This is a genomic window from Candidatus Eremiobacteraceae bacterium, from assembly GCA_036511855.1.
In the GTDB taxonomy this organism is placed as follows: Bacteria; Vulcanimicrobiota; Vulcanimicrobiia; order Eremiobacterales; family Eremiobacteraceae; genus JABCYQ01.
The window spans coordinates 1-24,910 of sequence record DATCBN010000066.1; the positions used below are offsets into that span (position 1 = coordinate 1).

The following is a 24,910-nucleotide window of genomic DNA, read 5'->3' on the forward strand; positions in this document are numbered from 1 at the left end:
CTGCTTTGGTTCGACGAGATCGGCGACGTACGCGTTGGTGATGCTGATGTTGCCGCCGGAGACGCCTTCGACGATGCGCGCGACGAACACCCAGAACAGATTGCCTGCAAACGCCAACATCCCCCAGCCTATCGTCGCACCGATTTGACTGATGATCAGCACGCGTTTGCGGCCGATGCGATCGGAGACTCGACCCCAGACAGGACCGGCCACGAGTTGGCACGCGGCGAACGTGGAGAAGAGAATGCCCACAACGACATCAGTTGCGCCGAAGTGCGTGATGAAATACGGAAGAATGGGAAGGATAATGCTGAAGCCGAGGATGTCGACGAACGTGACACCCAAAATGGGCAGGAGCCGCGAGAACAGCTTCATGGCGCCTTAACCTTCCCTGACTGTCGCCAGATGCCAGCCGCCGCAGAACTCGCAGGCGTAACTCGTCTGGGCCGGTTCATCCGGATAGAGACTGTGGATGTACGCCGCTCGAGCGCGCGCTTCGCCTTCGCTGCCGAAGCGTTTTTTGCGCGTGCATGCCTTGCCCTCGAAATCGAGGCCACGAAAAATCGGCTTGGACGAGCGTGGTGGTTTTGGCATCGCACTGCGATTCCGGTTCGCTCGGGCCGCGCTTAGTCCTCGGGCGCACAAAGGAGAGTACCGCGGCGACCGAGCAAGTCCGAACGACACCGGGTTGAATGGAGCAGATATGCCGGATGAACCCCGAGTCCGTCGGGCGAGCCGCTCGCAGGGGCGCGACCACCTCGGCGGGCCCGATGTGGAATGGAAGTTCGAGCCCATCTACAACTCGCCTTCGGAATGGAATATCACGGCGCGCTGGATGGACTACGATCCCGAAAAGGCCGCACCGTACGACGTGCTCGACGCGATGCTCATCGCCGACGAAGTCCGATGGCGCGCGAGCGAAATGATCGCATTGCTCTTTGCAAAAGCCCGCACGCTCGATCAGGTGCGCCGCGCTCTCACATTAAGCGATTGCATCAACCTCATCGGCGGCGCGCTCTCGCCGCCACGCTACGGCGGCACGCCAAACATCCAAGCGCCATCTGTGGAGACGATAGCGGATTGCACTCGGCTCGCGTCCACCGGCAATCGCATCAATCGCACGCTTCGGCAAGCGGTCGACGCGCAAGGAGTCCTGGACGAACACGCCGCTCAAAGCCTCATTCCGTTGCTGAGCGATGTCGGCGAGTTGGCTCGCACGCTGTACATGCGCTGGTACGGCGAAGCGGGCTACGGCCGGGGGTTATAAGCCGGCCGTTTCACTATCCCGCTTCACGCCGATAATTCCGAAGCCCGCTGCAGTTGCACTCGTGGCCCTCCTTGGCGCGTCTATGCTCGCGCCGTCAAGCGCCGGCGGCGTTGCATCGTCTGCGCCTTCGCTTGCTGTAAGCGCTTCCGGTGCGTCGTTGCCGAACGATGAAACGGTGCTTTTATTCCATACGTTGCAAGCGGATTTTTTCAACGAAGATGATCGGACGGTCTATGTGCAGACCGGCGATATTCCGGCGATGTGGCTGCGCGATTCTGCCGCCCAAGCACGGCCCTATATCCGCTTCGCCCCAATCGCGCCGCAGCTTGCGGCTTCGATCCGCGGCGTGATCGCGCGCGACGGCAAGAACATTCTCGTCGATTCCCATGCAAACGCATTCACCGCCGGCTACAAAGTCTGGGAAGAGAAGTGGGAGGTGGATTCGCTGGGTTATCCCGTGCGCATGATGTGGCTCTATTGGACCACGACCGGCGACCGGAGCATCTTTACGCAACGCCTGCATTGGGCGCTCGCACACGTGTTGAACACATTTTCGTGCGAGCAGCAGCACGCCACGTGCTCGTCCTATCGCACGAGATTCCTGTCCAACGGCGGCGCAGGCGCGCCGTTTGGATACACGGGGATGATCTGGAGCGCCTTCCGGCCTTCGGATGATCCCGTGCGCTACCCGTACAACATCCCGCAGCAGGTCCTCGCGGCGGATGCGCTCGACGATCTCGCCGAAATGGAGAACGTAGGATACGGCGACGGCGCTGCGGCCGCACGTGCATCGACGATGGCGGCGCAGATTCGGACGGGCATCGCAAGATTCGGTGTGGTCCACGACATAAACAACGGCACGCTCATGGCGTACGAAGTCGACGGTCTCGGTAACTACGAACTCATGGACGACGCGAATACACCGAGCCTGCTGTCTCTGCCATATTTCCGCGCCGGTTACGCGGGGACGGTTTTGTACTTGCGGACTCGCGCGTTTGTGCTTTCGACAGCAAATCCGTACTATTACTCAGGCAAGTACGCGACGGGCGAAGGCAGCGCGCACACGCCGACGGGCTGGGTGTGGCCGATGGCGCTTGTCACCCAGGCGCTCACCGCGCGCGACCCAAGTGAGACGCGGAGATTGATCTCGCGAGTGAGATCCACGCGCGGCGCCGACGGACTTCTTCGCGAAAGTTTCGACCCCAACAATCCGTTCCATTACACGCGCGCTTCGTTTGGTTGGGCAAACGCGCTTTTCGCAGAGCTTGAATTTCGCGTGTACGGCGACATTCCGCCCGAGCCGGGCAGCGCACCCACGCCGGTGCTCGCTTCGCCGGTCGAATCGTGGGAATTCGCCGCGCGCGCCATGCGCACGGCCCAGCTCTTGCCAATGGATCGGTGACCTGTAGGAGGGCAAGCTTCGCTTGCCCCGTTTTTTTCTAAACTAGTATTAGGGCAAGCATCGCTTGCCCTAAAATGGGTGAGCGTTGCTCACCCTCTTACAGGAGTCTGCCAATTCAATCCGGCGGCGTGGAGTTCGGATCCCATATATGCTCGGGTTCATCAAGTTCGGCGTTGATCCAACGCGCCCACACGAACAGCGCATCGGAAAGCCGGTTGATGAATTTGAGCGCGGCCGGCGAAACCGTTTCGGTCTGAGATAACGCAACGATCAGGCGCTCGGCGCGGCGGGAGACGGTGCGCGCCTGATGCAAAAACGCGCCGGCATACGAACCGCCGGGGTGGATGAAATTCGTGAGCGGGTCCAGTTCGGTCTGCGCGAAATCTATCGATCGTTCAAGCGCCGCCGCATCTTTTTCGGTGACGACCGGCGCATTTGCGCGGCGATCGGCCGCCAGTGTGGCGAGGTCGCTGCCCAGGTTGAAGAGCGTGTCCTGCGTCCATGCAAGCCACGCATCGAGTGATCGGGCGCGCCCTCGCGACGAGTGCTCGGCGAGCGCTCGTCTGGCCAGACCAATGACCGTGGAGCATTCGTCCACAGTGCCGAAGCACTCGATGCGGCTGGAATTCTTAGGGACGCGCTGCCCTCCGACGAGACCGGTGGTGCCGTCGTCGCCGCCGCGAGTGTAGATGCGCGCGATCTTAGACACAGATCACGCGATGCGGCCTTCGGCGACATCGAGAAGATCGACCCACCCAGTGACGCGGCCCTGAACATTTGCGGGCAACTTCGCGACCCGTTCTTTAAAACGAGCGCGATCGGCATCGTCATCGCCGTCGTTGAGAAAAATCGTCGCAAATTGTTTTGTTTCGGCGGGCGTCTTCGGCGCATGGGACTCAAGCCAGTGCGACATAGCCGCGTCGTCGGGCGACTCGCGGACGCCCTCGAGAAACACGCCCGGCGTCAAGCCGAGAAACTCGAGCAGCGTCATGTCGAATCCGCTCTTATCGCCGTACAAATATTCGCCGAGCGTGTCGGAAAGCGCAGCGCGTGCTTTGTCGATGGTGCGCGGCAGCATAGGAATTCCCAGCAGCGTCTCTCTGGGGCTTCGCGGAAAATCTCGTGTGAGGTCCATTTATTTTATCCGTCCTTCGTCAAAATCGATCCAATCGAGCCAGGTTGTGATTTTGTTGCGCACCGCAGCAGGCGCTTTGGCGGCCACATGTTCTTTGAGTTCAACGCGGTCTTCATCGGACTCGAGTCCAAATGCTTCGAGCGACTCGATCAATTCTTTGTCATCGCGTGCGTCGACCGTGCGCGCATTGGCATGCAGCCATTTCATGACGGCAGCGTCGTCGGGCGATTGCCGGATACCGTCGAGAAACGACTCAGCGTCGATGCCGAGAGTGTCGAAAAGCGCGCGGTCGTATCCGCTGTCGTCGCCGAAGCGATATTCACCGAGCTTGCCGACGAGGAACGCGCGCGCCTTATCGATGGTGCGCGGCAGCATAGGAATGCCGTCGAGACGATCTCGCGGACTGCGGGGAAACGAGTTGGTGAGATCCATGCGGCTCCTCTATAGTGTAGTGTAGGAGGGTGAGCAACGCTCACCCATTTTTTGGGCAAGCGATGCTTGCCCTACTACGGGATCAACGTCAGATCAATCCCAAAGAGCGGCCGACGCGGTCGAACGCGGCCAACGCCCGGTCGAGGTGGCTCGTCTCAAGCGCCGCGCTCATCTGCACGCGGATTCGAGCGGCGCCTTCGGGCACGACCGGAAATCCAAATCCGGTGACGAAAATGCCTTCCTTCAATAACATGTCGCTCATCTTGATGGCAAACGACGTTTCGCCGACGATGATGGGGATGATGGCGCTGTCGCCTTCGAGCGGCCGGTAGCCGAGCTTTTTCAACCCGGCACGAAAATAGACGATGTTCACGCGCTGTTTCGCAAGCAGCTCGGGATGCGCTTCCAGCTCTTCGATCGCCGCGAGTGCGCTGCACGCCACCGTGGCCGGCAGTGCGTTGGAGAATAGCTGTGGCCGGGATTTCTGGGTGAGTGTTTCCACAAGCGCCGATGAACCGGCGACAAACCCGCCCGCCGCGCCTCCAAGCGCTTTGCCGAGCGTGCCCGTGATGATGTCGATCTGCCCGGTGAGGCCGAAATGCTCGATCGTGCCGCGTCCGGTGGGTCCGGTGACGCCGGTGCCGTGACTGTCGTCGACGATGGTCACGCCGTTGTACCGTTTGGCAAGCGCCACGATCTCGGGCAACTTCGCCAGGTCGCCTTCCATTGAGAAGACGCCGTCGCTGATGACGAACTTTATGGTATCGGGCGGCAGCGCAGCGAGCTTCGCCTCCAGATCCGCCATGTCGGAATGTTTGTAGCGCATGCGCTGCGCTTGCGTGGCCATGCGACAGCCGTCGATGATGGATGCGTGATTGAGCTCGTCCGAGATGACCGCCGTGCCCTCGACGCCGATCGTCGGGATGAGGCCGGTATTGGCGGCCCAACACGAGACGTACGAGAGCGAAGCCTCCGTGCCGAGGAATTCTGCGATCTTTTCCTCGAGCCGTTGATGGATGTCGAGCGTTCCACAGATGAATCGCACGCTGGAGGTGCCTGCGCCGTAGCGCCGCAGACCCTCCACGCCGGCATCGACGACGCGCGGATTGTCGGCCAAGCCGAGGTAGTTGTTGCTCGACAGCACGATGGCGTCGCCTGCCTCGACCATGTGGACTTGCGCGCCCATCGGCCCGGTGATGTGGCGAAGCGATTTGAACGTGCCGGCGGCGCGCAGGGTGTCGAGATCGGTTTTGAGATTGCGGTCGTAGGTTTGGTTCATGGACTTCCTATTCGGAGATGTTCATCACGATCTTGGCAGCCTTGCCCTCTTTGAGCAGTTCGAAGCACTCGGCGAAGTCTTCGAATGGCATGACGTGCGTGATGATCGAGGTGAGGTCGATTCGTCCGGCCACGACCATCGCCTGCGTCTGATACCACGTTTCGAACATGTTGCGGCCGTTGATGCCAAGCACGGTCAACCCTTTGAAGATGATGTGCTCGGCCAAATTCAGGCTGACGTTGTCTGCCGGCAGCCCGAGCATCGCGGCCCGCCCGCCGTTGCGTACCGCACTCAATCCCAGGTTGATCGCCGCCCCGCTGCCGCTCATCTCTAGTAGCACGTCGGCGCCGTCGCCGTTTGTGAGGGCGATGATCTTTGCGCGTACATCCGGGTCGCGAGCGTCGAAAACGTTGTCGGCGCCCAACCGCGTGGCCAATTCGAGCTTCGTGGGGTTGACGTCCACCGCGATCACTTTGGCTGCGCCCGCGGCTCGGGCGACCGGAATGGCCATGAGGCCGATCGAGCCGACGCCCGTGATGACGACGCTTTTCGCGCTGACGCCGGCCGCCATGACTGTGTGCACGGCGTTCCCGAGCGGATCGAAAACGGCCGCCCACTCATCGGGCACGGCCGGATCAAGCTTCCAGACATTGTGTTCCGGCATCGCGATGTAGTCGGCGAAACAGCCGTCGCGGTCGACGCCGATGATCCGGACGCGCTCGCAGATGTATTCTTGTCCGGTGCGGCATAGCAGGCACGTGCCGCACGAGATGTGGCCTTCGGCCGAAACGCGATCGCCCGGCGCAACGCTCTTCACCTCAGGGCCGATCTCGGCAACCACACCCATGAACTCGTGACCGACAATGAGCGGCGGCTTGACGCGGTTTTGCGACCACTTATCCCACGCCCAGATATGACCGTCGGTTCCGCAGATGCCAGCTTTGCGCACCCGGATGAGCACGTCGGTGGGACCGACGCGCGGCAACGGCGAGTCTACAAGGGTCATGCCGGGTCCGGGCGCAGATTTGACGAGCGCACGCATCGACTTCGGAAGCGTCACCGCGCAATCTACGACCAGTCGTCAGCCGTCGCCTCCGGCCATTCTATAGGCCGGGCCAAAACAGGCCGACCCGGCCGCCTCGGCCGAATGACGCGCACAACGAAACGCAATTCCTTGTCGCATCCTCTGGAGGTTGCCGTGAGCGCAAAGATCACCCCCGACGAATTATGGCCGTCCCTGCCCTATGACGAAATCGCGCCAACTGTCGAGTACCTTCACCGAGTGGCGCAAATCGGCGGCAAGTACACGCTCGACCAACCCTTTCAGCCCGGTTGGGGAAGCATCGGCCTGACCGTAACGCCGAAAGGCTTTGCGACGCCGCCCCTATGGACCGGCGACGTGATGTTCGTCGTGGACTACGACCTTTTGGACAACCGGGTCACGGTGACCGCGTCCGGCGGCACGGTCACGCTACCTCTGACAGCAGGATCGGTCGCCGACTTTTATGCGAAGTTCGTCGATGCGGTCGCACCGCTCGGAATTCCCCCGCCGCGATCCGCGATCGCGACCGAAATCCCCGGCGCCTCGCACCTCGACGTCGACCGCGAGGCGCGTCCGTACGATGCGGCGGCCGCGCGCCGCATATGGGCCGCCTTCGCGAGTTCCGCGCGTGCGCTGAGCGAATATCAGGCGTCGTATCGCGGGCCGCGCCTTCCGGTCGGCATCATGTGGGGCGGTTTCGATCTCTATGCACCGAGATATAACGGGCGCGGCGTCGATCCTCCGAGCACGGCTCCGGTCTTCCAACAAAACGGCATGTGCGCCGAAGTGGTCGCGGTCGGATTCTACTTCGGGGACAGCCGCTCTCCCATGCCATCATTTTTTGCATACATCTCTCCTCCGCCGCAAGGAATCGCAACGGCGACGTTCGGTGTCGACGGCGCCGCATTCAATGCACAAGCTGGGCTGATCGGTCTGCCTTGGGAGACCGTCCGCGCCACAAGCGATCCGCACGGCACCATTCTCACGTTCGCCGACGCAGTCTACGAAAATGCGGTCAAGCTCGGCGGATGGCCGGCGGATTTGGTCGGCCAGCGCTGTGACGGCTGGTACGCAAGCGCTCACCGGGTCCCGGCCAACTAGGCGGCGTCACTTGCGCGTCGCGTGAATCAAATCTTCGCGTCGATCATTTTTCTTGCGACGATTGCCGCTATAATAGCGCGCCCATCTCGGTTTCCCGAATGGCTCGCCGCGACGGTCGGGGCATTCCTCATGATCGTGACCGGCGTGGAGCCGGCGCGCGATGCCGCCCTTGAGATCGCAAAGCAATGGAACGTGCTGTTGTTTTTCGCCGGCTTGACCGCGGTGGTCGCCGTGGCGGAATCTGCGGGGTTTTTCGCATGGGTCGCGTATTTGGCCGCGACCACCGCACACGGATCGGGCCGGCGCTTGTTCTTTGCTGTGATCGCGGCCGGAATTCTAATCACGCTTTTCCTGACCAACGACGCCGCGGCGGTTGTGATGACGCCGCTAGTCTTCGTCCTCGTCCGGCGCTTGCGGCTCCCAGCGACCCCGTTCGCATTCGCGTGCACCTTCATCGCAAACGGCGCATCGGTCGCACTTCCGATCAGCAATCCCATCAACATCATCATCGGCACCGCCGCGCACTTCCGGCTCGGCGAGTATGTCGCGTTGCTGTGGTTGCCGGCGCTCACCGGGATCGTGGCGACGGTCGCGATGCTGTGGACAGTGTTCCGCCGCGCTGTGCGCGTCAAGTTCAATGGCGCATCTGTGATCCGCCCAGACGATGACCCGCGGTATCGAATTGAAGTGAGCATTTTCCTTGCCTTGACGGCGCTGGCATTCATCACGACGTCCGCCGTGGGCGGTTCGGTGGGTCTCACCGCCGCGGTCGCCGGCGCCACGCTGCTGTGTCATGGTTTGTATCGCCGCGCCCTGCGCTGGCCGCGCGTCGTCTCGGAAATGAATCCCGGCATCGTCATCATGGTCGCCGCCCTCTTCGTCGCAGTCGATGGCGTGCGGCATTCCGGATTGCTCAATTCGGCGGCGGCCACTGTGATCGCGGTGGCGACGGCCCATCCATCTCTGGCCGGTCCATTGGCCGCGCTCGCGTCGGCGGCGGCGTCGAATCTCTTCAATAATCTGCCGACCGCCCTCATCGTGGTCGGAACGCTGCACGTCGGGGCGCTTCCGGTAGACGTGGCCCGTCAATTTGCTGCGGGCGCGATCGTGGGGTGTGACCTCGGGCCGAACCTTACGACCGTGGGGTCCCTCTCCACACTTATCTGGCTCGTGCTCCTGCGACGGCGCGGCTTGAAGATCTCGGCGGCAGAGTACTTCAAAGTTGGGATTGTGCTCGCGCCGGCGGTGTTGGCTTGCTCAGTTGTCGCGCTCTGGCTTGCGAATCGGTAACTAGGCCAGGAAGGATAAATAAGTGCTGATCGTCATCTGTCTCGACTTGGAGGATGGCATTGATCCTATCAAAGGGCTCGCCGGCAGCTTCCCGCTCGACGGAGCGGACGTGACGCTGCTGCACGTCGTCGACACCGCCGAACGCGCCAAATTGGAAGACGCCGTGAGGCCGGGAATCGTACGCCCTCCGCTGACGCGAGTCGAGGACGACCTGGATGCCGATGAGCAAAGGATGCTGCGCGAAACATACGATGAGGCATCTTCGATCTTGCGTGGATGCCATGCGGGCGAGATAACCCTAAACGTGGGCTCCGGGCGGCCGGAGCGGGTCATTGTGAGCTACCTAGCCGAGATGAAGGCCGGCCTCTGCGTGATGGCGCGCCGGCCAGATTGGAAGCAGAATCGCGACAGCGGTCCACACTCTGTCGGCCATGTAGCCCGGTTCGTCGTGGACCACGCCCCGTGCCCGGTGCTTCTGCTGCGCTAGACTTGGGTTTTGTGACGCGCTACGATGTCGAATCGCCTGCGTTCTTGTTCTCCGATGCGCGCGCGACTGTGTAGCGTTTCTTAAGTTCGTCCAACACATCTTGCGGAAGCATCGAATCTCCCTCTTCAGGGCCCCCAGGATCCGGAATGCCCATGAACTTGCGCATGCACGGTGCGTGATCGTGATCATATGGGACGTTGTGAATCGGACACGTCGGCATGCTTTCAATCCTTTTCTCGGCTGTCGAATCTACTTCGATATATACCCAACCGATGCTAATTCGACACCGATCGTGCAGACGGGCGCGCAGACTTTGGTATTACGTACTACGTTTAGATGTCTTTGCGAATCGCAGGCGGACGAATCGATGTCGATGCGGAACTATTCATCAGCGCGAAAACCTCACACACGATTTCGAAAGGATGGCATATGGCCAACATCTTGTGGACAATCATCGTGATCTTGTTCGTGCTTTGGTTGATCGGTTTTATCGGGCACATCGGCGGCTCGCTCATCAACATCTTGATCGTCATCGTGATCATCGGCGTCATCTACAATCTAGTTACGGGCCGCCGCTCCGTGTGACGCTAGGTCCGGCTTTGCGGATTCTTGCCGAATAGCGCCAACGATTGCGCGGTCTTGAGCACTGTAGCGCGCGCGGCGGCTTCGACGCCGACCGAGTACCGGTAACCGCGGTAATCGAATTCAAGAACGCTCTCATTGCAGTTGGCGCTGCACACGGCACGCGAAAAGAAGCCGGTGACGCCTGGCTCAAAGGCCAGCCTTGAACCCGTCAACGGTGGCGTCTGCGACGTGATCCGTTCTCCGTGTATCGTTCTAAAACAACAGTACATGCCAGTGTGACAATCATTCCCCATCGACATCTGAACGGTGGGTAGCTGGATTGGAATCTACGTGTGCGCCTGCGGGGAACGTGAAATAGGTTGCACGCGCGCATGTTGGCGATGTAACGATGTAACATCGCGTCCTGAAAATAGGCGAAGAGTGGGCAAGCATTGCTTGCCCTAGTACGGACCTTGCCCTCCAAGTCTAGAGCGCCAACCATATGACTCGTGCTCTGTCACGGCAGAGGCCACTCGTGCGTCATAGAAAGAGCAAGGGAGACTGTCCGTGCCGCGATCAGCACCCGTCAATCGAAGAATCCGTCCCAGGCCGGTACTGGGCCGCCAAGCGGCCGCTGCGCGAATCTACAATGTCGCGCTGCTCGTGTCCCTGATCCTCTTCGCCGTCGCGCTCGCGTTCGTACGCTAAAGCCGCCTCAAAAAAAACTTCAAAATATTTTCCCGCCCTTGTCGATTTCGCTGTCCCTCGTTCGACGTGTCAGTAGGGCTAGGTTCCGGAGGCCACCCTCCGGAAGCCCAGGCGCCACACTGAACTGAAACGGAGAACGACGATGCGATTCATGGTCATTGTCAAGGCGACCAAGGATTCCGAGGCCGGCATTTTACCGAGCGAGAAGCTCCTCACTGACATGGGAAAATTTAACGAAGAGCTGGCGAAAGCCGGCGTGATGCTCGCAGGCGAGGGACTTCAGGCGAGCTCGAAGGGTGTGCGCGTCAAATTCTCAGGAGAGAAGCGAACGGTCACCGATGGCCCCTTCGCCGAGACCAAGGAACTGATCGCGGGCTTCTGGCTGTGGCAAGTGAAGTCAAAAGAAGAGGCGATCGAGTGGGTCAAGCGTTGCCCCAATCCGCATGACGGCGAATCCGAGATTGAAATTCGCCAAGTGTTCGAGGCGGACGACTTCGGCGCCGCGCTCACACCCGAAGCCAAGAAGACCGAAGAGCGAGTGAGTGCTCAGATAACCGCGAACGCGAAGAAGCAGTAGCCGCGCGATTCCGCCTACACCCACCCATCGCGCCATCGACGCGGTGTGGAGAATCGAATCTGCGAAGCTCATCGCCGGTCTTGCGCGCATCGTTCGCGACGTTGGACTTGCCGAAGAGCTTGCGCAGGATGCGCTCGTCGCGGCGCTCGAGCAATGGCCGGAGTCAGGTGTGCCTCGCAATCCGGGCGCCTGGCTCATGGCCTCTGCGAAACATCGCGCGATCGACTTCATACGCAGAAGAACGCTGCTTAAGCGAAAGCAAGAGGAGATCGGCCGCGAACTCGAGCTCGAAAAAGCGCCGGCTCCCGAATTGGATGAAGCGCTCGATGATGAGGACGTCGGCGACGATCTATTGCGTCTCGTGTTCATATCCTGTCATCCGGTTCTTTCGACCGAAGCGCGCGTCGCGCTCACGCTCCGGCTGCTCGGTGGTCTGAAAACGGAAGAGATCGCAAGGGCTTTTCTCGTGTCCGAACCGACGGTCGCGCAGCGCATCGTGCGCGCCAAGCGAACACTTGCCGAGGCCCGCGTCCCCTTCGAAGTGCCCCGCGGTCCTGAGCTTGAAGCCAGGCTGTCGTCGGTGCTCGAAGTCATCTACCTGATCTTCAACGAGGGCTACTCGGCCACCGCCGGTGACGATTGGATGCGGCCGGAACTCTGCGACGATGCGTTGCGACTGGGGCGCATCCTCGCCACACTCGTGCCGGACGAACCCGAAGTGCACGGCCTCGTCGCTCTCATGGAGATCCAGGCCTCGAGAGCGCACGCGCGCGTCGGCGCGTCCGGCGAGCCCATCCTGCTCCTCGAGCAGAACCGGGCGCGCTGGGATCACATCCTCATACGCCGAGGGCACGCGGCGCTCGAGCGCGCGGAGTCGCTTGGGGGCACGCTCGGTCCGTACGCTTTGCAAGCAGCAATCGCCGCCTGCCATGCGAGGGCGCGAGTTGCGGAAGAAACCGATTGGCCGAGAATCGCGGCGCTGTACGATGCGCTTGCGCAGCTTTCGCCGTCTCCTGTCGTTGACTTGAACCGCGCGGTCGCGATCGCAATGGCATTCGGTCCGGCGGCGGGGCTCGAGCTCGTCGACGCGCTGATGCCGGAGCCGTCGCTCAAAGATTACTATCTCTTGCCCGCCGTGCGCGGAGATTTTCTGGCGAAGCTCGGACGCATCGATGAGGCGCGCGCGGAGCTCGCCCGAGCGGCGTCCCTCACGCGCAACGCACGCGAGCGCGAAATGCTTCTCGAACGCGCCGCGGCACTTGCGGCGCCGCCGCCGGCATAGAGTCCGTGCAATTTCCAGGACTACCCTCGACCTCGCATTGAACCAACGTCTCTATGCCCCGCAAGAAGAATCCCGCCGCGCCGGCACGGCTGCGCGAGATCAAAGAAAAGATCGTCATCCAGCAAAAGCGGGCGCAGAGGCCTGCGTTGCCGGTGAATAGTCACGCCCAAATCTCCAAGAACAAGCTCGAACGCGAGCGCCAACTCGCGCGCAAGCGCGCTCGCCGCGGAGAGTGGGACGAAGCCTGATTCCGACAATCGAAGACGCACTGGGCCCGGACGGGCTCATCGCGCGGTGTCTTCCCGGCTACGAACTTCGGCCCGCGCAAGTCAACTACGCAAAACGCGTGCAGCGCGGGATGCTCGAAAACATCCACGTGATGGCCGAGGCCGGCACAGGCACCGGAAAGTCGTTCGGCTACCTCGTGCCGGCGCTGCTAAGCGGCGAACGCCTCGTTGTCTCCACGGCGACCATCGCCTTGCAAGAACAATTGCTCACCAAGGACATTCCGTTGGTGTTGCGCGCGCTTTCCTCGCCTGCTCGGGTCGTGCAGCTCAAAGGCCGCTCCAACTATCTGTGCAAAGATAAAATCGGCCAGCTTTATCGCCAAACATCGATGGCACGATCCGATGACGAGCGCCGGCTGTTCGCGTGGGCGGAGCAGACCGAGACCGGGGATCGGGCCGAACTGGATTTTGTTCCGGCGGCGCGGCTGTGGAGCGAGGTCGACACCGACGCCGACGACTGCATTATGGAAGCATGCGAGTTTTTCGGGCCGGAACGCTGTCACCACATGCGCGCCCGCGAGGCCGCGCGCCACGCCGACATCGTGGTCGTGAATCACGCACTGTTTTTCTTGAACCTCGCGATGGGCGGCGGCCTCATCCCGCCGTTCGAGTACGCGGTATTGGACGAGGCGCATCAGATCGATGAGTGGGCGACCGCCGCCTTTTCGTCGTCCATCTCCCGGGCATCGATCGGCCGCTTGCAGCGCAAACTCGCGCGGTACTTCCACATGGATGTCCTCTTGGACGGCGAGCTTTCCAACGCGGCAGAGGAATTCTCGGCGGCGCTTGGAGCCGGATCGCGTCCGCGCTATCCGCTGCACGAGAACGACCGCGCGATGGAACTGCTCGAACCGCTCCAACGCGCGCTGTATCGCGTGGAGAACTGGGTGGCGTCACGTTGGCGCGATGCGTCGCGCTTTCCGAATTTAGATGTTGAGGCCTTGGAGCGCAGGCGCGACTTGTTGGTGGATGCGGTGGTTGCCCACACGCAGGCGATCGAACGCATGCGCCTCATGGAAGGCGACTGGATCAGTTGGGCGGAGCGTCAAGGCGACGCCCGCTCGGCATATGCCGCGATTTCTGCACCCGCAGTGGTTGCGCCGATCTTACGAGCACGGCTCTTCGATGAGACGGCGTGCGTGGTGATGACGTCAGCCACCATCGCGACTGGCCATGATTTCTCGTACTTGCGTCGCCAAGTGGGGCTGACCGACGCGCCGATCGACGAGATCGTCGTGGAATCGCCGTTCGACTATGCGCGTCAGGCGATGCTGTATCTGCCGCCGGCGCGTGTTAATCCGAAGAGCGCCACGTTCGCACACGACGCGGCCCGCATCGTGTGCGACGTGCTCGACGCCACCAACGGCCGCGCGTTCGTCTTGTTCACGTCACACGCGGTGATGCGTACGGTGGCGTCCATCGTCGCGCCGCAGCTTTCGTATCCTTCGATGGTGCAAGGCGACATGCCGAAGGGCCGGATCTTGGATTGGTTTCGCGCGCAGAAAAATCCGGTGTTGTTCGCGACCGCATCGTTTTGGGAGGGCGTCGACGTCGTGGGCGACGCGCTGTCATGCGTGATCATCGACCGCATTCCGTTCCCGCCGCCCGACGATCCGGTGCTCGTCGCTCGCGCGGCAGCCGTGCGCGAAGCGGGCGGCGATCCGTTCAATGAGTTGAGCGTGCCGGCAGCGATCATGCGTTTGAAACAGGGGTTGGGCCGGCTGATCCGCAGCGCTTCAGATATCGGTTTGATGTGCGTGCTCGACGGCAGGTTGGAGACGATGCCCTACGGCCGTCGCATCTTGGCCGCGCTCCCACCGGCGCGACGCGTGCACGAGTTAGATGAAGTTCGAGAGTTCTTACGATCCGCATCGACTTCGGGTGAGTGACGTTGCGGTGGACTCGATCGGGTCAGGCCGGCGACGGCGCCAATTGCCTCTCTCGGCGCGAAAGTAAGCCCTCGACCATGCCGATTTCAAACGCGTCGGAGACGAAGTGTTAGTCGTCGTCCGGCGGACCGTGGACGGCGCCCGGCCGCAGGAAATATTTTGGACCGATCGGCGCCGAGATGACATGGAATACGTTCGGCGTCTGAAGGTAATCGAAACAGTCGGAGAGATCGTCGGCGCGGGCGTCGGTGAATCCGAGCGAACCGAGATTGTAGTCTTCTTCGACGTAGCGCAGAATGCTGCCGAATTCGTGATCGACGTGTGACACGTAGCCGGGTTTGGAATATGGCGAGACGACGATAAACGGCACGCGCATGCCAAGCTCGTACGAGTTGAAGATATTCGGCGGCGGAACGTGATCGTAGAAGCCGCCCCAATCATCCCAGACGATGAAGATCGCGGTATCGTTCCAATACCCGCTCTGGCCGATCTCGTTGACGATCGAAGCGACCCATGACGGCCCGCTGCCGTCGGTGGACCCCGGGTGGTCCGATGCGGCCGCATCCGGGATGATCCATGAGATCACGGGGAGCTGGCCCGAAGTGATGTCTGTGAGGACCTTGGTTTCCGGAATGATGACTTTGTTCCAATCGGCGCCAAACCGCAGGTGCTTGATCGAATTGGGTCCGGTCCAAATCGAGCCCGCATTCGGCGCGTAGTATTTCCATGAGATATTGTTCGCGTCGAGCAGATCGATGAGCGTGGGATGCTCAAAGCACGGGAACATCGTCGACGATTCGTTGCCGTTCGGGTCGATCATGGCCACCGTAGTCCCGGCCGGCGCATCGCAGCCGGCCACGGTTACGCCGTTTTGCGTATGCGGGTTCTCCGCCGCCAGCAGCGGACTCCCGACCGACGGCTCGGATGTGCCGGCTATCAAGTATTGGTGAGCGGGAAAACTCGGACCCTGATTCGTCTGAAACATGCGGTCGCCGAACGTGTATTGTTCGGCGAGTTCGAAATACGGATGGACTTGCGAAGGCGGCACGTAGCTATACGCGCACGGAGGACTCGGACAAGATTGATCCTCGAGGTCGAAGCCGTCCATCTTGCCGCGGTCGTAGCCCTTGACGAAACTGTCATGTGTATGAGAGAGAAAAATATTAGCGACTAGCGCTACGGGCTGGAGCGCTAGAGTGTGTCCCTGCGAATCCTTGCCGGTGTTGGCGACGTCCGCGCCGGGCAGCCCGTGGAACAAATCGTCGGGCGAGCGATTCTCCTGAACGATGATGACGATGTGCTTGATGGGCGTGGTGGAGGGAGGGGTGGTCGGCGGCGTTGTGACTCTCGGCAGGGGACCGAAGCCCGCTCCGCCAGCGCAATTGGTCTGCGTCAGTACGAGACAGATCAAACCGGCAAGTCCAAGCAATCGCTTCACGCTTAGGTGATACGCACTCCATAGCCTGACAATCCTAGCCGCGGGGATAAAATTTGAATGAAAAAATCAGTGCCAGCGCGCGTAGTCGGCGAAAAAACCTTGCCAACCGCCGCCCACCGTGAGTACGGCGCCGTTCACAAACGATGCTTCATCGCCCGCGAGGTACGCAACGGCGTCCCCGATGTCTTCCCAGCTTCCCGGCCTCGTCGTGGGATTGCGATATTCTTTCCGCGTTCGAGCCGTGGCGCGGTCCGCGCTCTTGTCGCGGATGTCTCCGATGCAGATCGCATTGCAAGTCACGCCGTTCGGCCCTTCCTCAAGCGCGATCGATTTGATGAACGCCACAACACCGGCTTTCGCGGCAGCGTAGGCGCTGAGATGACGAAAACCTTGCGTGGTTTCGCTGCCGGTCATTCCAAAGGCTATGATGCGGCCGAATTTCTGTGCCCTCATGAATGAGAGCGCCGAGCGCGAGCAGGCGTACACCGACGTGAGATTGCCGTCGATCATCGCGCGAAAATCTTCCGCCGCCGTAGCGTGCAGGTCTCGAACGAGCATGGGTCCGGCGCCGCAGACGAGGACGTCGAGCCGGCCGAATCGCGCCGCGGCCTGCCCCACGAGCTGTTCAGCTTGCGCGGGGTCCGCCACGTCGGCGCGGAAGGCTTCGGCTTGCGCTCCTTCGGCGCGCACGGCCGCCAGCGTTTCGTCCGCATTGGTTCGGTCGGGTTTGAAATTGCACGCGATGTCGTGGCCGCGCCGCGCGAGGCTCACGCATACGCCACGCATCAGACCGGCTGCACTGCCGCTGACCAGCGCAACCCTTCGTGCAGGCTGCGTACTAGTAGAAGAACTCATCGCGGTCGGGTTCAGGCGGGACATAGAACGGGCCTGCGGGCTCCGCCACGCAGGGGCGCCGCTTTTGGCACTCGAAACACTAGACTGCTAATGTCAAAATCCAACGAAAGCCATTCCGGCAAGAAACTCAAGGGCGCGGCTCCCGTCGGGGACGGCGCTCATTTTTCGATTGCCGGCGATGCCCCGCTCGATCGTCGCAAAACGTCGATCCTCGGCACGGTGGTCTACGAATATATCGCGACGGGCGAACCGGTCGGATCGGCGACGCTCACTTCCAAATATAATCTAGGCGTCAGCCCTGCCACCGTGCGCGCCGAAATGGCCAGCTTGGAAGAAGAAGGCTATCTCGATCAGCCGCACACGTCCGCGGGCCGAGTCCCATCCGACCAAGGCTACCGCTACTACGTCGACCGGCTGATGCTGCCGGAGTCGCTGACCAGCGAAGATGCGGCTCGCATCAACACCGAAGTGCGCCGCGCGAGCCGGCAACTGGACACCGTCGTCGAACACGCGTCGCACGTGCTCTCAAGCGTCACGCGCAACATCGCTTTCGCCATCGCGCCGCGGCTCAAGAGTCAGCAGTTCAAACACGTGCAATTGATCTGGGTCGGACCCCACACCGTGCACATCGTGCTCGTCACCGATCTCGGCCTTGCGGCGCAGACCACCATCGAGACCGAGGTGGAAGTCAACGCCGATCATCTGACGCGTGCCTGCAACATCTTGAATGCAAAACTTGCGGGCCGCATGGTGTCCGACGTGCCGTACGCGGCGCTGCGCGAGCTCGATGCGGAGACCCAGTTGCCGGCCGAGGTCGTGACCGTGTTGTCGCAGTTGTTCGCGGCGCAAAGCGAGGCCGCTTTGGAAAAACGGTTGTTCGCCGGCGGTGCGCATAATCTACTCGACCAGCAAGAATTCCGCGACCTGCGCAAGCTCCGCGCGATCTTGGATCTGCTGGAAGAGCAACGCACGCTCTACGACCTGCTGCAAAGGTCTTTGGTGAACGACGGGGCAACCGTCAGCATAGGCCATGAGCTCGGCAACGCCGACATGAACGAATGCAGCGTGGTCACCGTGCCGTATCGCGTCGGCGCGCACAACGTCGGAGCGGTCGGCGTGCTCGGCCCGCGACGCATGCAATACGCGCGGCTCATCGCCCTCATGAACTGCATGGCCGGCAGTCTCCATACCCTTTTCGAAGGTGATGCGCTCGACTGAAGTCGGGCACGAAAGCGACGATCGATAACGTGCCGGCACAAACCGATCTTTACGATATACTCGGCGTCGCCCGCGGGGCATCCGACGACGAGATCAAACAAGCATACCGTGCGCTCGCCCGAAAATTCCATCCCGACGTCGTGCGCGACGGGAACAAGACGGAAATCGAGACGAAGTTCAAACAGATCAATCAGGCGTACGAGATCTTATCCGATCCTTCAAAACGCGCGCAGTACGATCGCTTCGGCACCACCGGAGGCCCTGGAGGCGCCCAAGGCGGCTTCGGTTTCGGCGACGGCATAGGCGACATCTTCGACATGTTCTTCGGGGGCGCGGGCGCTCGCCGTGGATCCGGATCGCAGCCGGGCGCGGATCTGCGCTACGACCTGCAGATCACGCTGGAAGAAGTATTGCGAGGCGGCGAACGAGAGATCGCGTTTGATCAGCTCGGTCCCTGCGACGTCTGCGCGAGCACCGGATCCGCTTCGAAGGCAAAGCCCACCTTGTGCCGCGACTGCAGCGGGTCCGGCCAACTGCGCGCCGTCCGCGATACGCCGCTGGGCCGCTTCGTCACGTCGGCGCCGTGCGCGCGCTGCGGCGGGTCCGGACATGTGATCGCCGACCCATGCAAAACGTGCGGCGGCAAAGGACGGCGCGACTCCCGGCGCAAGGTGAACATCACGATTCCAAAAGGCGTGGAGACCGGCAACCATGTGCGATTCACCGGTCAAGGCGAAGCGGGCGAGCGTGGAGCCGCGGCCGGCGATCTTTTCGTCTATTTCAGCGTGAAGCCTCACGACATTTTCGAACGCGAAGGACCACATCTGCGCTGCGAGACGACCGTCTCGTTCACGCAAGCGGTGCTCGGCGCGAAACTTGAGATCGACACGCTTGACGGGCCGGCAGTCTTGCAGCTCAGCCCCGGCACGCAGCCCGGCACCACATTTCGAATTGCCGGCCGCGGCCTGCCTTCGCCACGCGGGCGTGGCACGGCGCGAGGCGACCTCTTAGTGGACGTTGGATTGCGCGTGCCGAGATCGTTGACGCGAAAGCAGCGCGACTTGCTCGAAGAGTTCGCGCGCGCCGGCGGCGACGAAGTCGACGGCAAAGGGTTCATCTCGAAGATCAAAGAGGCGTTCGGCGGCGAGTGAGCGCGCCGCAGACGTGGCGACGCTATTCGATGCTCGTCCGGCAGTCCGACGTCGAGCCTGCGTCCGCGCTGCTCAACGAAGCCACAGGTTCGGCCGTCGTCGTTGAAGAGCCCGGCGAAGATGCGTTCCACGACGGCGTTCTGCTGCGCGTGAGCGCGTTCGTCCACTCTACTGGCCCGAAATCGGTCGCGCAATCGTTGAAAGCCCGTTTCGCGCGCTCGCGCCGCGCCGGTCTTTTGCCCGGTGCCCGGCTTTGCGCCGCCGTGACCGTCCGCGACGAGGATTGGGCCGAGTCGTGGAAGCGCTTCTATCGGCCATTCGCAATCGCGCCGCGATTGTGGATCGCGCCGAGCTGGGAAAAGGATTTTCGCGCGCCGCGCGGCAGTCGAACGCTTTGGATGGATCCAGGCATGGCATTCGGCACCGGGCAACATCCCACCACGGCCCTGGCGCTGCGCATGATGTTGCCGCTTGTCAAAACCCGCCGCAAGGCGATCGACATCGGGTGCGGTTCGGGCATACTCGGAATCGCCGCCGGTCTTGCCGGCGCTCAAGTGTATGCGTGTGACGTCGATCCGGTGGCCGTCGCCGCCGCGCGCGACAACTTCCGCGCAAACGGTTTGCGACCGGCCTCTCTGCGCCGCGCCGGCGGCGTGCCTTCCGCGTTCGGCCGCGCGCCGCTCGTGATGGCCAACATCACGGCAAACGTGCTCGTGCGATTGGCGGCGTCATTGGCGAAGTGTCTTGCCAAAGGCGGCACGCTTGTGACGAGCGGCGTGACCAAACGCGGACGTGCTGAAGTGCTTGCGTCCTTCGCAGCTCAAGGGTTGCGTCTGCACGCACAGCGGCGTGCGGGCGAATGGTTAGCGTTCGCACATCGGAAATCGTAGCGCATGGCGGTGCCGCGTTATTTCACGGACTTCGAGGTGGCGGCGGGCGCTTTGGTCGTTCTTGACTTGTCCGACGCGCATCATGCATCCACCGTACTTCGCTGCAACATCGGCGAACCGTTGACACTAGTTTCGTCGGGCGTCGCATGGGATGCAGAATTCGACCACCTGAGGAAGCGAGGCGTCATAGTGCGCGCGCTTCGACATGCATCCGACCAAGGCGGCGAGTTGCCGGCTCCGGTCGTCGTGCTGCAAGCGCTGACGAAGGGCGCGAAATTCGATGAAGTCGTGGAAAAAACGGTAGAACTTGGCGCCGTACGCATCGTGCCGATGAAGTGCGAACGCTGCGAAGCGGAGGGCGGGTCGAACAAATTGGAACGCTGGCGGCGCATCGCGCGTGCCGCGGCCATGCAGTCCAGACGCCGTGTCGTGCCTGCGATTGACGCGACCATATCTTGGGGCAACGCCCTCGCGCGTTACGCGCCCGGCACATTGACGCTCGTCGCGTTCGAAGCAGCGCCGCCTGGAACATTTGAGACCGCGATGCGCTCGCACCGGCTGCAAGGTGCAGTGGTCATCGCGGTCGGACCAGAAGGCGGCCTGCATCGTGACGAAGTCGACGCCGCGACCGCGCAAGGTGCGCACGTCGTCTCACTTGGTCCCACGATATTACGCACCGAAACCGCGGCCGCTGCGCTGCTCGCAGCCGTTGCGTCGCGCGCGGGTTGGTGGTGAGCCGCCCACAGGCAGATAGGATGGATAGTTCAATGCCGGACCACCGGCTCTACACCGACTTAGCCACCTGGTGGCCGTTGTTCTCGGCTCCGAATGAGTATGATGAAGAGGCAGCCTGGATCATCGCTGCGCTCGAAAACGAGATGGGGCGATTTCCGGCGAGCCTGCTCGAGCTCGGCTCCGGCGGCGGCAACATCGCGTCGCACCTGGCGCCGCACGGGCGTCTGACGCTCGTAGACTTGAACCAAGAGATGTTGGACGTGAGCAAGCGCCTCAACCCCGACGCCGAGCACGTTCGAGGAGACATGCGAAGCGTGCGCTTAGGAAAGACGTTCGATGCAGTGCTCATCCACGACGCGATCATGTACATGACCACCATGCAAGATCTCGACGCGGCGCTCGCGACGGCGCGCGCACACCTCCCTGACGATGGTGTGATCGTCGTGGTGCCCGATAACGTCGCCGAAACATTAGAGGCGGGGGAGGACACGGGAGGACACGATGCCGACGACGGCAGCGGCCGCGGCGTCCGGTATCTCCAATGGACGCACGCGGCGGTTCCAGGAGCTTCGACGTACGAAGTGGATTTCGCGATATTGACTCGCGACGCGGACGGTTTGGTAGAAGTCGCCCACGACAAACATATCGAGGGAATTTTCACAAGGCCGGCTTGGTACGAATCGTTCGCGCGCGCGAGATTCAAGCCACCGCACGTCTTCGTCGATCCTTGGCAGCGCGAGGTATTCGTCACGCGTGCAGCCGCACTGTAGTAGCGCAATCGTACTAGGGCAAGCATCGCTTGCCCAAAAAATGGGTGAGCGATGCTCACCCTAGTACGGGTTGCTCACCCTCCTACCGGAATGACGGGGCAAGCGGGGCCAACCATAAAAGTCGGCCCCTACACGCAGCACAGGGGAATCAAAACGCGGGACAGAACATAGTAGTACGTGATTCACGCATATGCCGTATCCGTTGTCATCCCCACGTATAACGAAGCCGGCGGCATCGAAAAGCTCATCGCAGCGTTGAGCGGTATATTCCAAAAAATGGGCGTCGATGGCGAGATCGTGATCGTGGACGATAACTCGCCGGACGGCACCGGCGCCATCGTCGATGGCTTGGCGAGCCGTTATCCTTGTCGTTGCGTTCACCGGGCGGGCAAGCTTGGCTTAGCATCGGCGGTCATCGACGGATGGAAGACATGTGCGTCGCCGATTCTAGGCGTGATGGATGCCGACTTCAGTCACGATATCGAAATCGTGCCGCAGTTGGTGGGCGCACTGACGAGCGGCGAATACCAACTCGCGATCGGCAGCCGCTACGTTCGGGGAGGCGGCATCACGAATTGGCCGTGGCGCAGACGTGTGACGTCACGCGTGGCGATCATGCTCGCGCAACCGTTGACGCCCGTGCGAGACATCACGTCCGGTTACTTGTTTTTCAAACGAGAAGTGATCGACGGCGTTGAGCTCGACCCGATAGGCTTCAAGATCGGTCTCGAAGTTGTGATGAAAGGGAAGTACCAAAAAGTGAAGGAAGTGCCGTACGTCTTCACCGATAGAACCCACGGCGAGAGCAAACTCAACAGCGGCGAGATCTTCAACTACTTGAAGCAACTGTCGAAGATGTATTTCGGCAACGCTCGACCGCATAGCGCGAGCGCGGGCGCACCCGAAACGGGGCGAGAGTAGACGACCGTGGCACCTTCTCCGAATTGGCTGAAGCGGCGATCCGTCAAGCCCGAAAGTTCCACCGACCCGCTTTGGGAGCTTTGCCCAAGCTGCGGCGAACGGCTGTATAAGAAGGATCTCGTCGAGCGCCTGCGTGTGTGCCCGAAGTGCGGGCATCATCTGCGCATGGGCGCGCTCGATCGTATCGCGTTGCTGGCGGACGGCGACTTCGAAGAGATCGCGAGCAATCTCGTCACGGGCGACCCGCTTCTCTGGATGGACCGCGTTCCATATTCGCAAAAGACCGCCGCCGACCGCGCGAAGTCCGGCCTGCTCGAAGGTGTCGTCACCGGTTTCTGCGCGATCGAAGGCTTCCCGACCGCGCTCGGCGTCATGGATTTCGCATTTCGCGGCGGCACCATGGGAAGTGTCGTCGGCGAGAAGATCACGCTTTTGCTCGAGGAGGCGGCGCGCCGCAAACTGCCGGTTGTGCTCGTGTGCGCGTCGGGCGGCGCGCGAATGGAAGAAGGCATGATCGCGCTCATGCAAATGGCCAAGACTTCGGCGGCCGTTGAGCGCTTCGGTCTGCTCGGATTGCCGCTCGTCACCGTCCTCACCGATCCAACCACTGGCGGCGTTTCCGCATCGTTCGGCTTCCAAGGCGACGTGATCATCGCCGAACACGGCGCGGCGATAGGTTTTGCCGGCCGGCGCGTCATCGATCAGACCATCCGGCAAAAGCTACCGGACGGATTTCAGTCGGCAGAATTCTTGCTCGAACACGGGCAGATCGATATGGTCGTCCGGCGCAATGAAATGAAGAGCTGCCTTGGCCGCGTGCTGCGCTTCCTCAGCGACAAGGCGGTCTCGGCATGAACGTCATCGTCGAACTCGAGCAGCCGCTGACGCAGCTCGAAGACAAGATCGCCGACCTCAAGAAACTCAACGAGTCTGGACGCGTCGACCTGTCGAGCCAGATCCGCGCCCTTGAGGAAAAAGCCCGGGAGCTCAAGGTCGAGATCTTCTCGAATCTCACACCCTGGCAGCGAGTGCACCTCGCGCGCCATCCGCGGCGGCCGCTGGCGCTCGACTACATCTCCGCGTTGGAGGGCTACACCGAATTGCACGGCGACCGGCACTATGCCGACGATGCCGCCATGGTTGCAGGGTTCGCGTATCTGTCGGGAACGCCGGTCTTCGTCCTCGGACAGCAGAAAGGCCGCGATACCAAAGAAAACCTGTTCCGCAATTTCGGCATGCCGCATCCGGAGGGCTATCGCAAGGCCCAACGCATCATGCAGCTCGCCGAGAAATTCGACCGGCCGTTGCTGACGTTCGTCGATACGCCTGGCGCGTATCCTGGAATAGGAGCGGAAGAGCGCGGTCAATCCGAGGCAATTGCCTCATCGATTAAGTTGATGACCGGCCTTCGCGTGCCGATAATAGTGAATGTGATAGGCGAAGGCGGAAGCGGCGGAGCGCTGGCGATCGGCGTGGGCGACTATGTGGGCATGTTGCAGCACGCCGTCTATTCGGTCGCGTCGCCTGAGCCGGCCGCATCGATTTTGTGGCACGACGCGTCGAAGGCGGAAGAAGCGGCGACACGCCTGCGATTGACGTCCGACGACTTGTTCGAATTCGGCATCGTCGACGAAGTCATCGTCGAGCCGCCTGGCGGCGCGCACAGCGATGCAGCCGACACGGTCCGGCGCGTGCTCGAGGCCGACGTTCGCGCGCTGGGCGCACTGAACAAGTTGACGGCCGACGAACTTCTCGACCGCCGCTACGAAAAATATCGAAAGATCGGATCGCACGCGGAGCTGGCGGTTGACCGCGCGGCGCGGTAGCCTCGGCTACAAGGCCGTCCGCTTGGCGCGGGCGCCGGTCCATGCGCCGTGGCGCGCGGCAGTTTCGCGCGTGGGAATGATCGTCGTGCGTTGCGCGCTCGTCGCGGGCGCAGTCGTCGTGTTCGCCGCGTGTGGTCTGCAAGCGTGGCGCGTCGGAGCCGAATCCTATCGCTTGCATAGGCAGATAGTGGCACTCGAACAACGCAATGCCAATCTCGCCGCCTCGTCGATAGCGCTGAAGGCGAAGATCAAGGCCCTGCACGATCCGGAATATCTCGTGCCGCTCATCCACGAACAATTGGGTTTGACAAAACCGCACGAGGTCTTCATCGTCGTGCAGACGCCGGCACCGGCTTTCAGGTAG

At 61.8% G+C, this 24,910-nt stretch carries 31 protein-coding genes; 20 read left to right on the forward strand and 11 right to left on the reverse strand.

The genetic code is table 11. The features are described 5' to 3' along the window. Both VII69_08850 and VII69_08855 read right to left on the reverse strand, forming a co-directional pair. Positions 1–375, reverse strand: a 375-nt coding sequence (locus VII69_08850; GenBank protein ID HEY5095207.1) for an MFS transporter, incomplete at its 3' end; no start/stop codon positions are given. A gap of 6 nt (positions 376–381) precedes the next feature. Next, positions 382–594 (reverse strand): hypothetical protein, encoded by a 213-nt coding sequence (locus VII69_08855; GenBank protein ID HEY5095208.1) that lies wholly within the window; start codon positions 592–594, stop codon positions 382–384. Between the two features lie 109 nt (positions 595–703). On the opposite strand from VII69_08855, the gene VII69_08860 reads away from it, so the two are divergent. Beyond that, positions 704–1,267 carry a hypothetical protein gene (locus tag VII69_08860; GenBank protein HEY5095209.1) on the forward strand — a complete coding sequence of 188 codons (564 nt, stop codon included), beginning with the start codon at positions 704–706 and terminating at the stop codon, positions 1,265–1,267. Positions 1,268–1,442: 175 nt separating this feature from the next. Continuing rightward, positions 1,443–2,669 (forward strand): glycoside hydrolase family 125 protein, encoded by a 1,227-nt coding sequence (locus VII69_08865; protein ID HEY5095210.1) that lies wholly within the window; start codon positions 1,443–1,445, stop codon positions 2,667–2,669. A gap of 115 nt (positions 2,670–2,784) precedes the next feature. Here VII69_08865 and VII69_08870 read toward each other — a convergent pair whose 3' ends face one another. The 5 genes from VII69_08870 to tdh all read right to left on the reverse strand — a co-directional run bounded on the left by VII69_08870 (position 2,785) and on the right by tdh (position 6,575). Beyond that, positions 2,785–3,378 (reverse strand): cob(I)yrinic acid a,c-diamide adenosyltransferase, encoded by a 594-nt coding sequence (locus VII69_08870; GenBank protein ID HEY5095211.1) that lies wholly within the window; start codon positions 3,376–3,378, stop codon positions 2,785–2,787. Between the two features lie 3 nt (positions 3,379–3,381). Then, entirely contained in the window at positions 3,382–3,804 is a 423-nt protein-coding gene (locus tag VII69_08875; protein HEY5095212.1) for a DUF5069 domain-containing protein, read from the reverse strand. Beyond that, complete coding sequence (locus tag VII69_08880) at positions 3,805–4,236, reverse strand: DUF5069 domain-containing protein (GenBank protein HEY5095213.1); 432 nt, start codon at positions 4,234–4,236, stop codon at positions 3,805–3,807. An 88-nt stretch (positions 4,237–4,324) separates the two neighbouring features. Next, the gene (locus VII69_08885; protein ID HEY5095214.1) at positions 4,325–5,515 is read right to left on the reverse strand and encodes a glycine C-acetyltransferase; all 1,191 of its coding nucleotides are present in this window, start codon (positions 5,513–5,515) and stop codon (positions 4,325–4,327) included. A 7-nt stretch (positions 5,516–5,522) separates the two neighbouring features. Further along, positions 5,523–6,575 carry an L-threonine 3-dehydrogenase gene (gene tdh / locus VII69_08890; protein HEY5095215.1) on the reverse strand — a complete coding sequence of 351 codons (1,053 nt, stop codon included), beginning with the start codon at positions 6,573–6,575 and terminating at the stop codon, positions 5,523–5,525. A 138-nt stretch (positions 6,576–6,713) separates the two neighbouring features. Between tdh and VII69_08895 the strand changes: the two genes are divergently transcribed. Genes VII69_08895 through VII69_08905 form a run of 3 tightly spaced genes read left to right on the forward strand, consistent with a single transcriptional unit; the run spans position 6,714 to position 9,435 of the window. Beyond that, positions 6,714–7,658 (forward strand): DUF5996 family protein, encoded by a 945-nt coding sequence (locus tag VII69_08895; GenBank protein ID HEY5095216.1) that lies wholly within the window; start codon positions 6,714–6,716, stop codon positions 7,656–7,658. Between the two features lie 21 nt (positions 7,659–7,679). Beyond that, positions 7,680–8,948, forward strand: a complete 1,269-nt coding sequence (locus tag VII69_08900; GenBank protein ID HEY5095217.1) for an ArsB/NhaD family transporter — start codon at positions 7,680–7,682, stop codon at positions 8,946–8,948. A gap of 22 nt (positions 8,949–8,970) precedes the next feature. Beyond that, positions 8,971–9,435, forward strand: a complete 465-nt coding sequence (locus VII69_08905) for a universal stress protein (GenBank protein ID HEY5095218.1) — start codon at positions 8,971–8,973, stop codon at positions 9,433–9,435. A 19-nt stretch (positions 9,436–9,454) separates the two neighbouring features. Here VII69_08905 and VII69_08910 read toward each other — a convergent pair whose 3' ends face one another. Next, positions 9,455–9,655, reverse strand: a complete 201-nt coding sequence (locus tag VII69_08910) for a hypothetical protein (protein ID HEY5095219.1) — start codon at positions 9,653–9,655, stop codon at positions 9,455–9,457. 209 nt (positions 9,656–9,864) lie between these two features. Here VII69_08910 and VII69_08915 point away from each other — a divergent pair, with 209 nt between their 5' ends. Continuing rightward, positions 9,865–10,020, forward strand: coding sequence for a lmo0937 family membrane protein (locus VII69_08915; protein ID HEY5095220.1), 156 nt, complete (start codon positions 9,865–9,867; stop codon positions 10,018–10,020). A 2-nt stretch (positions 10,021–10,022) separates the two neighbouring features. Here the strand turns inward: VII69_08915 and VII69_08920 are convergent, their stop codons facing one another. Next, positions 10,023–10,232, reverse strand: coding sequence for a hypothetical protein (locus VII69_08920; GenBank protein ID HEY5095221.1), 210 nt, complete (start codon positions 10,230–10,232; stop codon positions 10,023–10,025). Between the two features lie 334 nt (positions 10,233–10,566). On the opposite strand from VII69_08920, the gene VII69_08925 reads away from it, so the two are divergent. The 5 genes from VII69_08925 to VII69_08945 all read left to right on the forward strand — a co-directional run bounded on the left by VII69_08925 (position 10,567) and on the right by VII69_08945 (position 14,742). After that, positions 10,567–10,707 carry a hypothetical protein gene (locus tag VII69_08925; protein ID HEY5095222.1) on the forward strand — a complete coding sequence of 47 codons (141 nt, stop codon included), beginning with the start codon at positions 10,567–10,569 and terminating at the stop codon, positions 10,705–10,707. Between the two features lie 142 nt (positions 10,708–10,849). Beyond that, positions 10,850–11,284, forward strand: coding sequence for a YciI family protein (locus VII69_08930; protein HEY5095223.1), 435 nt, complete (start codon positions 10,850–10,852; stop codon positions 11,282–11,284). A 43-nt stretch (positions 11,285–11,327) separates the two neighbouring features. Next, positions 11,328–12,566 (forward strand): RNA polymerase sigma factor, encoded by a 1,239-nt coding sequence (locus VII69_08935; GenBank protein HEY5095224.1) that lies wholly within the window; start codon positions 11,328–11,330, stop codon positions 12,564–12,566. Between the two features lie 53 nt (positions 12,567–12,619). Further along, positions 12,620–12,814, forward strand: coding sequence for a hypothetical protein (locus tag VII69_08940; protein HEY5095225.1), 195 nt, complete (start codon positions 12,620–12,622; stop codon positions 12,812–12,814). Further along, positions 12,799–14,742, forward strand: coding sequence for an ATP-dependent DNA helicase (locus tag VII69_08945; protein ID HEY5095226.1), 1,944 nt, complete (start codon positions 12,799–12,801; stop codon positions 14,740–14,742). The genes VII69_08940 and VII69_08945 overlap by 16 nt, the downstream gene beginning before the upstream one ends. Before the next feature lie 109 nt (positions 14,743–14,851). Here the strand turns inward: VII69_08945 and VII69_08950 are convergent, their stop codons facing one another. Continuing rightward, the gene (locus tag VII69_08950) at positions 14,852–16,180 is read right to left on the reverse strand and encodes an alkaline phosphatase family protein (GenBank protein HEY5095227.1); all 1,329 of its coding nucleotides are present in this window, start codon (positions 16,178–16,180) and stop codon (positions 14,852–14,854) included. A 66-nt stretch (positions 16,181–16,246) separates the two neighbouring features. Then, positions 16,247–17,059: an SDR family oxidoreductase gene (locus VII69_08955; protein HEY5095228.1), complete on the reverse strand. Its 813-nt coding sequence runs from the start codon at positions 17,057–17,059 to the stop codon at positions 16,247–16,249. A 66-nt stretch (positions 17,060–17,125) separates the two neighbouring features. Between VII69_08955 and hrcA the strand changes: the two genes are divergently transcribed. From hrcA to VII69_09000, 9 genes are all read left to right on the forward strand, one after another. Beyond that, on the forward strand, positions 17,126–18,253 hold the full coding sequence (gene hrcA / locus VII69_08960; GenBank protein ID HEY5095229.1) for a heat-inducible transcriptional repressor HrcA: 1,128 nt from the start codon (positions 17,126–17,128) through the stop codon (positions 18,251–18,253). Positions 18,254–18,282: 29 nt separating this feature from the next. Further along, positions 18,283–19,404: a molecular chaperone DnaJ gene (gene dnaJ / locus VII69_08965; protein HEY5095230.1), complete on the forward strand. Its 1,122-nt coding sequence runs from the start codon at positions 18,283–18,285 to the stop codon at positions 19,402–19,404. Continuing rightward, on the forward strand, positions 19,401–20,294 hold the full coding sequence (locus tag VII69_08970) for a 50S ribosomal protein L11 methyltransferase (protein HEY5095231.1): 894 nt from the start codon (positions 19,401–19,403) through the stop codon (positions 20,292–20,294). The genes dnaJ and VII69_08970 overlap by 4 nt, the downstream gene beginning before the upstream one ends. 3 nt (positions 20,295–20,297) lie before the next feature. Further along, the gene (locus VII69_08975; GenBank protein ID HEY5095232.1) at positions 20,298–21,029 is read left to right on the forward strand and encodes an RsmE family RNA methyltransferase; all 732 of its coding nucleotides are present in this window, start codon (positions 20,298–20,300) and stop codon (positions 21,027–21,029) included. Positions 21,030–21,061: 32 nt separating this feature from the next. Next, on the forward strand, positions 21,062–21,799 hold the full coding sequence (locus VII69_08980) for a class I SAM-dependent methyltransferase (protein ID HEY5095233.1): 738 nt from the start codon (positions 21,062–21,064) through the stop codon (positions 21,797–21,799). 177 nt (positions 21,800–21,976) lie between these two features. Further along, the gene (locus tag VII69_08985; protein ID HEY5095234.1) at positions 21,977–22,720 is read left to right on the forward strand and encodes a polyprenol monophosphomannose synthase; all 744 of its coding nucleotides are present in this window, start codon (positions 21,977–21,979) and stop codon (positions 22,718–22,720) included. A gap of 6 nt (positions 22,721–22,726) precedes the next feature. Further along, positions 22,727–23,575: an acetyl-CoA carboxylase, carboxyltransferase subunit beta gene (gene accD, locus VII69_08990; GenBank protein HEY5095235.1), complete on the forward strand. Its 849-nt coding sequence runs from the start codon at positions 22,727–22,729 to the stop codon at positions 23,573–23,575. Further along, positions 23,572–24,546, forward strand: coding sequence for an acetyl-CoA carboxylase carboxyltransferase subunit alpha (locus VII69_08995; protein HEY5095236.1), 975 nt, complete (start codon positions 23,572–23,574; stop codon positions 24,544–24,546). The genes accD and VII69_08995 overlap by 4 nt, the downstream gene beginning before the upstream one ends. After that, positions 24,527–24,910, forward strand: a complete 384-nt coding sequence (locus VII69_09000) for a septum formation initiator family protein (protein ID HEY5095237.1) — start codon at positions 24,527–24,529, stop codon at positions 24,908–24,910. Before VII69_08995 ends, VII69_09000 begins: the two co-directional genes overlap by 20 nt.

Coding starts and splice junctions, on each gene's coding strand:
- VII69_08860 (HEY5095209.1), top strand. CDS start 704: ATGCCGGATGAACCCCGAGTCCGTCGGGCGAGCCGCTCGCAGGGGCGC.
- VII69_08875 (HEY5095212.1), bottom strand. CDS start 3,804: ATGGACCTCACACGAGATTTTCCGCGAAGCCCCAGAGAGACGCTGCTG.
- VII69_08980 (HEY5095233.1), top strand. CDS start 21,062: ATGCCGGACCACCGGCTCTACACCGACTTAGCCACCTGGTGGCCGTTG.
- VII69_08910 (HEY5095219.1), bottom strand. CDS start 9,655: ATGCCGACGTGTCCGATTCACAACGTCCCATATGATCACGATCACGCA.
- VII69_08940 (HEY5095225.1), top strand. CDS start 12,620: ATGCCCCGCAAGAAGAATCCCGCCGCGCCGGCACGGCTGCGCGAGATC.
- VII69_08955 (HEY5095228.1), bottom strand. CDS start 17,059: ATGTCCCGCCTGAACCCGACCGCGATGAGTTCTTCTACTAGTACGCAG.
- VII69_08855 (HEY5095208.1), bottom strand. CDS start 594: ATGCCAAAACCACCACGCTCGTCCAAGCCGATTTTTCGTGGCCTCGAT.
- VII69_08975 (HEY5095232.1), top strand. CDS start 20,298: ATGGCGGTGCCGCGTTATTTCACGGACTTCGAGGTGGCGGCGGGCGCT.
- VII69_08885 (HEY5095214.1), bottom strand. CDS start 5,515: ATGAACCAAACCTACGACCGCAATCTCAAAACCGATCTCGACACCCTG.
- hrcA (HEY5095229.1), top strand. CDS start 17,126: ATGTCAAAATCCAACGAAAGCCATTCCGGCAAGAAACTCAAGGGCGCG.
- VII69_08915 (HEY5095220.1), top strand. CDS start 9,865: ATGGCCAACATCTTGTGGACAATCATCGTGATCTTGTTCGTGCTTTGG.
- VII69_08880 (HEY5095213.1), bottom strand. CDS start 4,236: ATGGATCTCACCAACTCGTTTCCCCGCAGTCCGCGAGATCGTCTCGAC.
- VII69_08930 (HEY5095223.1), top strand. CDS start 10,850: ATGCGATTCATGGTCATTGTCAAGGCGACCAAGGATTCCGAGGCCGGC.
- VII69_08995 (HEY5095236.1), top strand. CDS start 23,572: ATGAACGTCATCGTCGAACTCGAGCAGCCGCTGACGCAGCTCGAAGAC.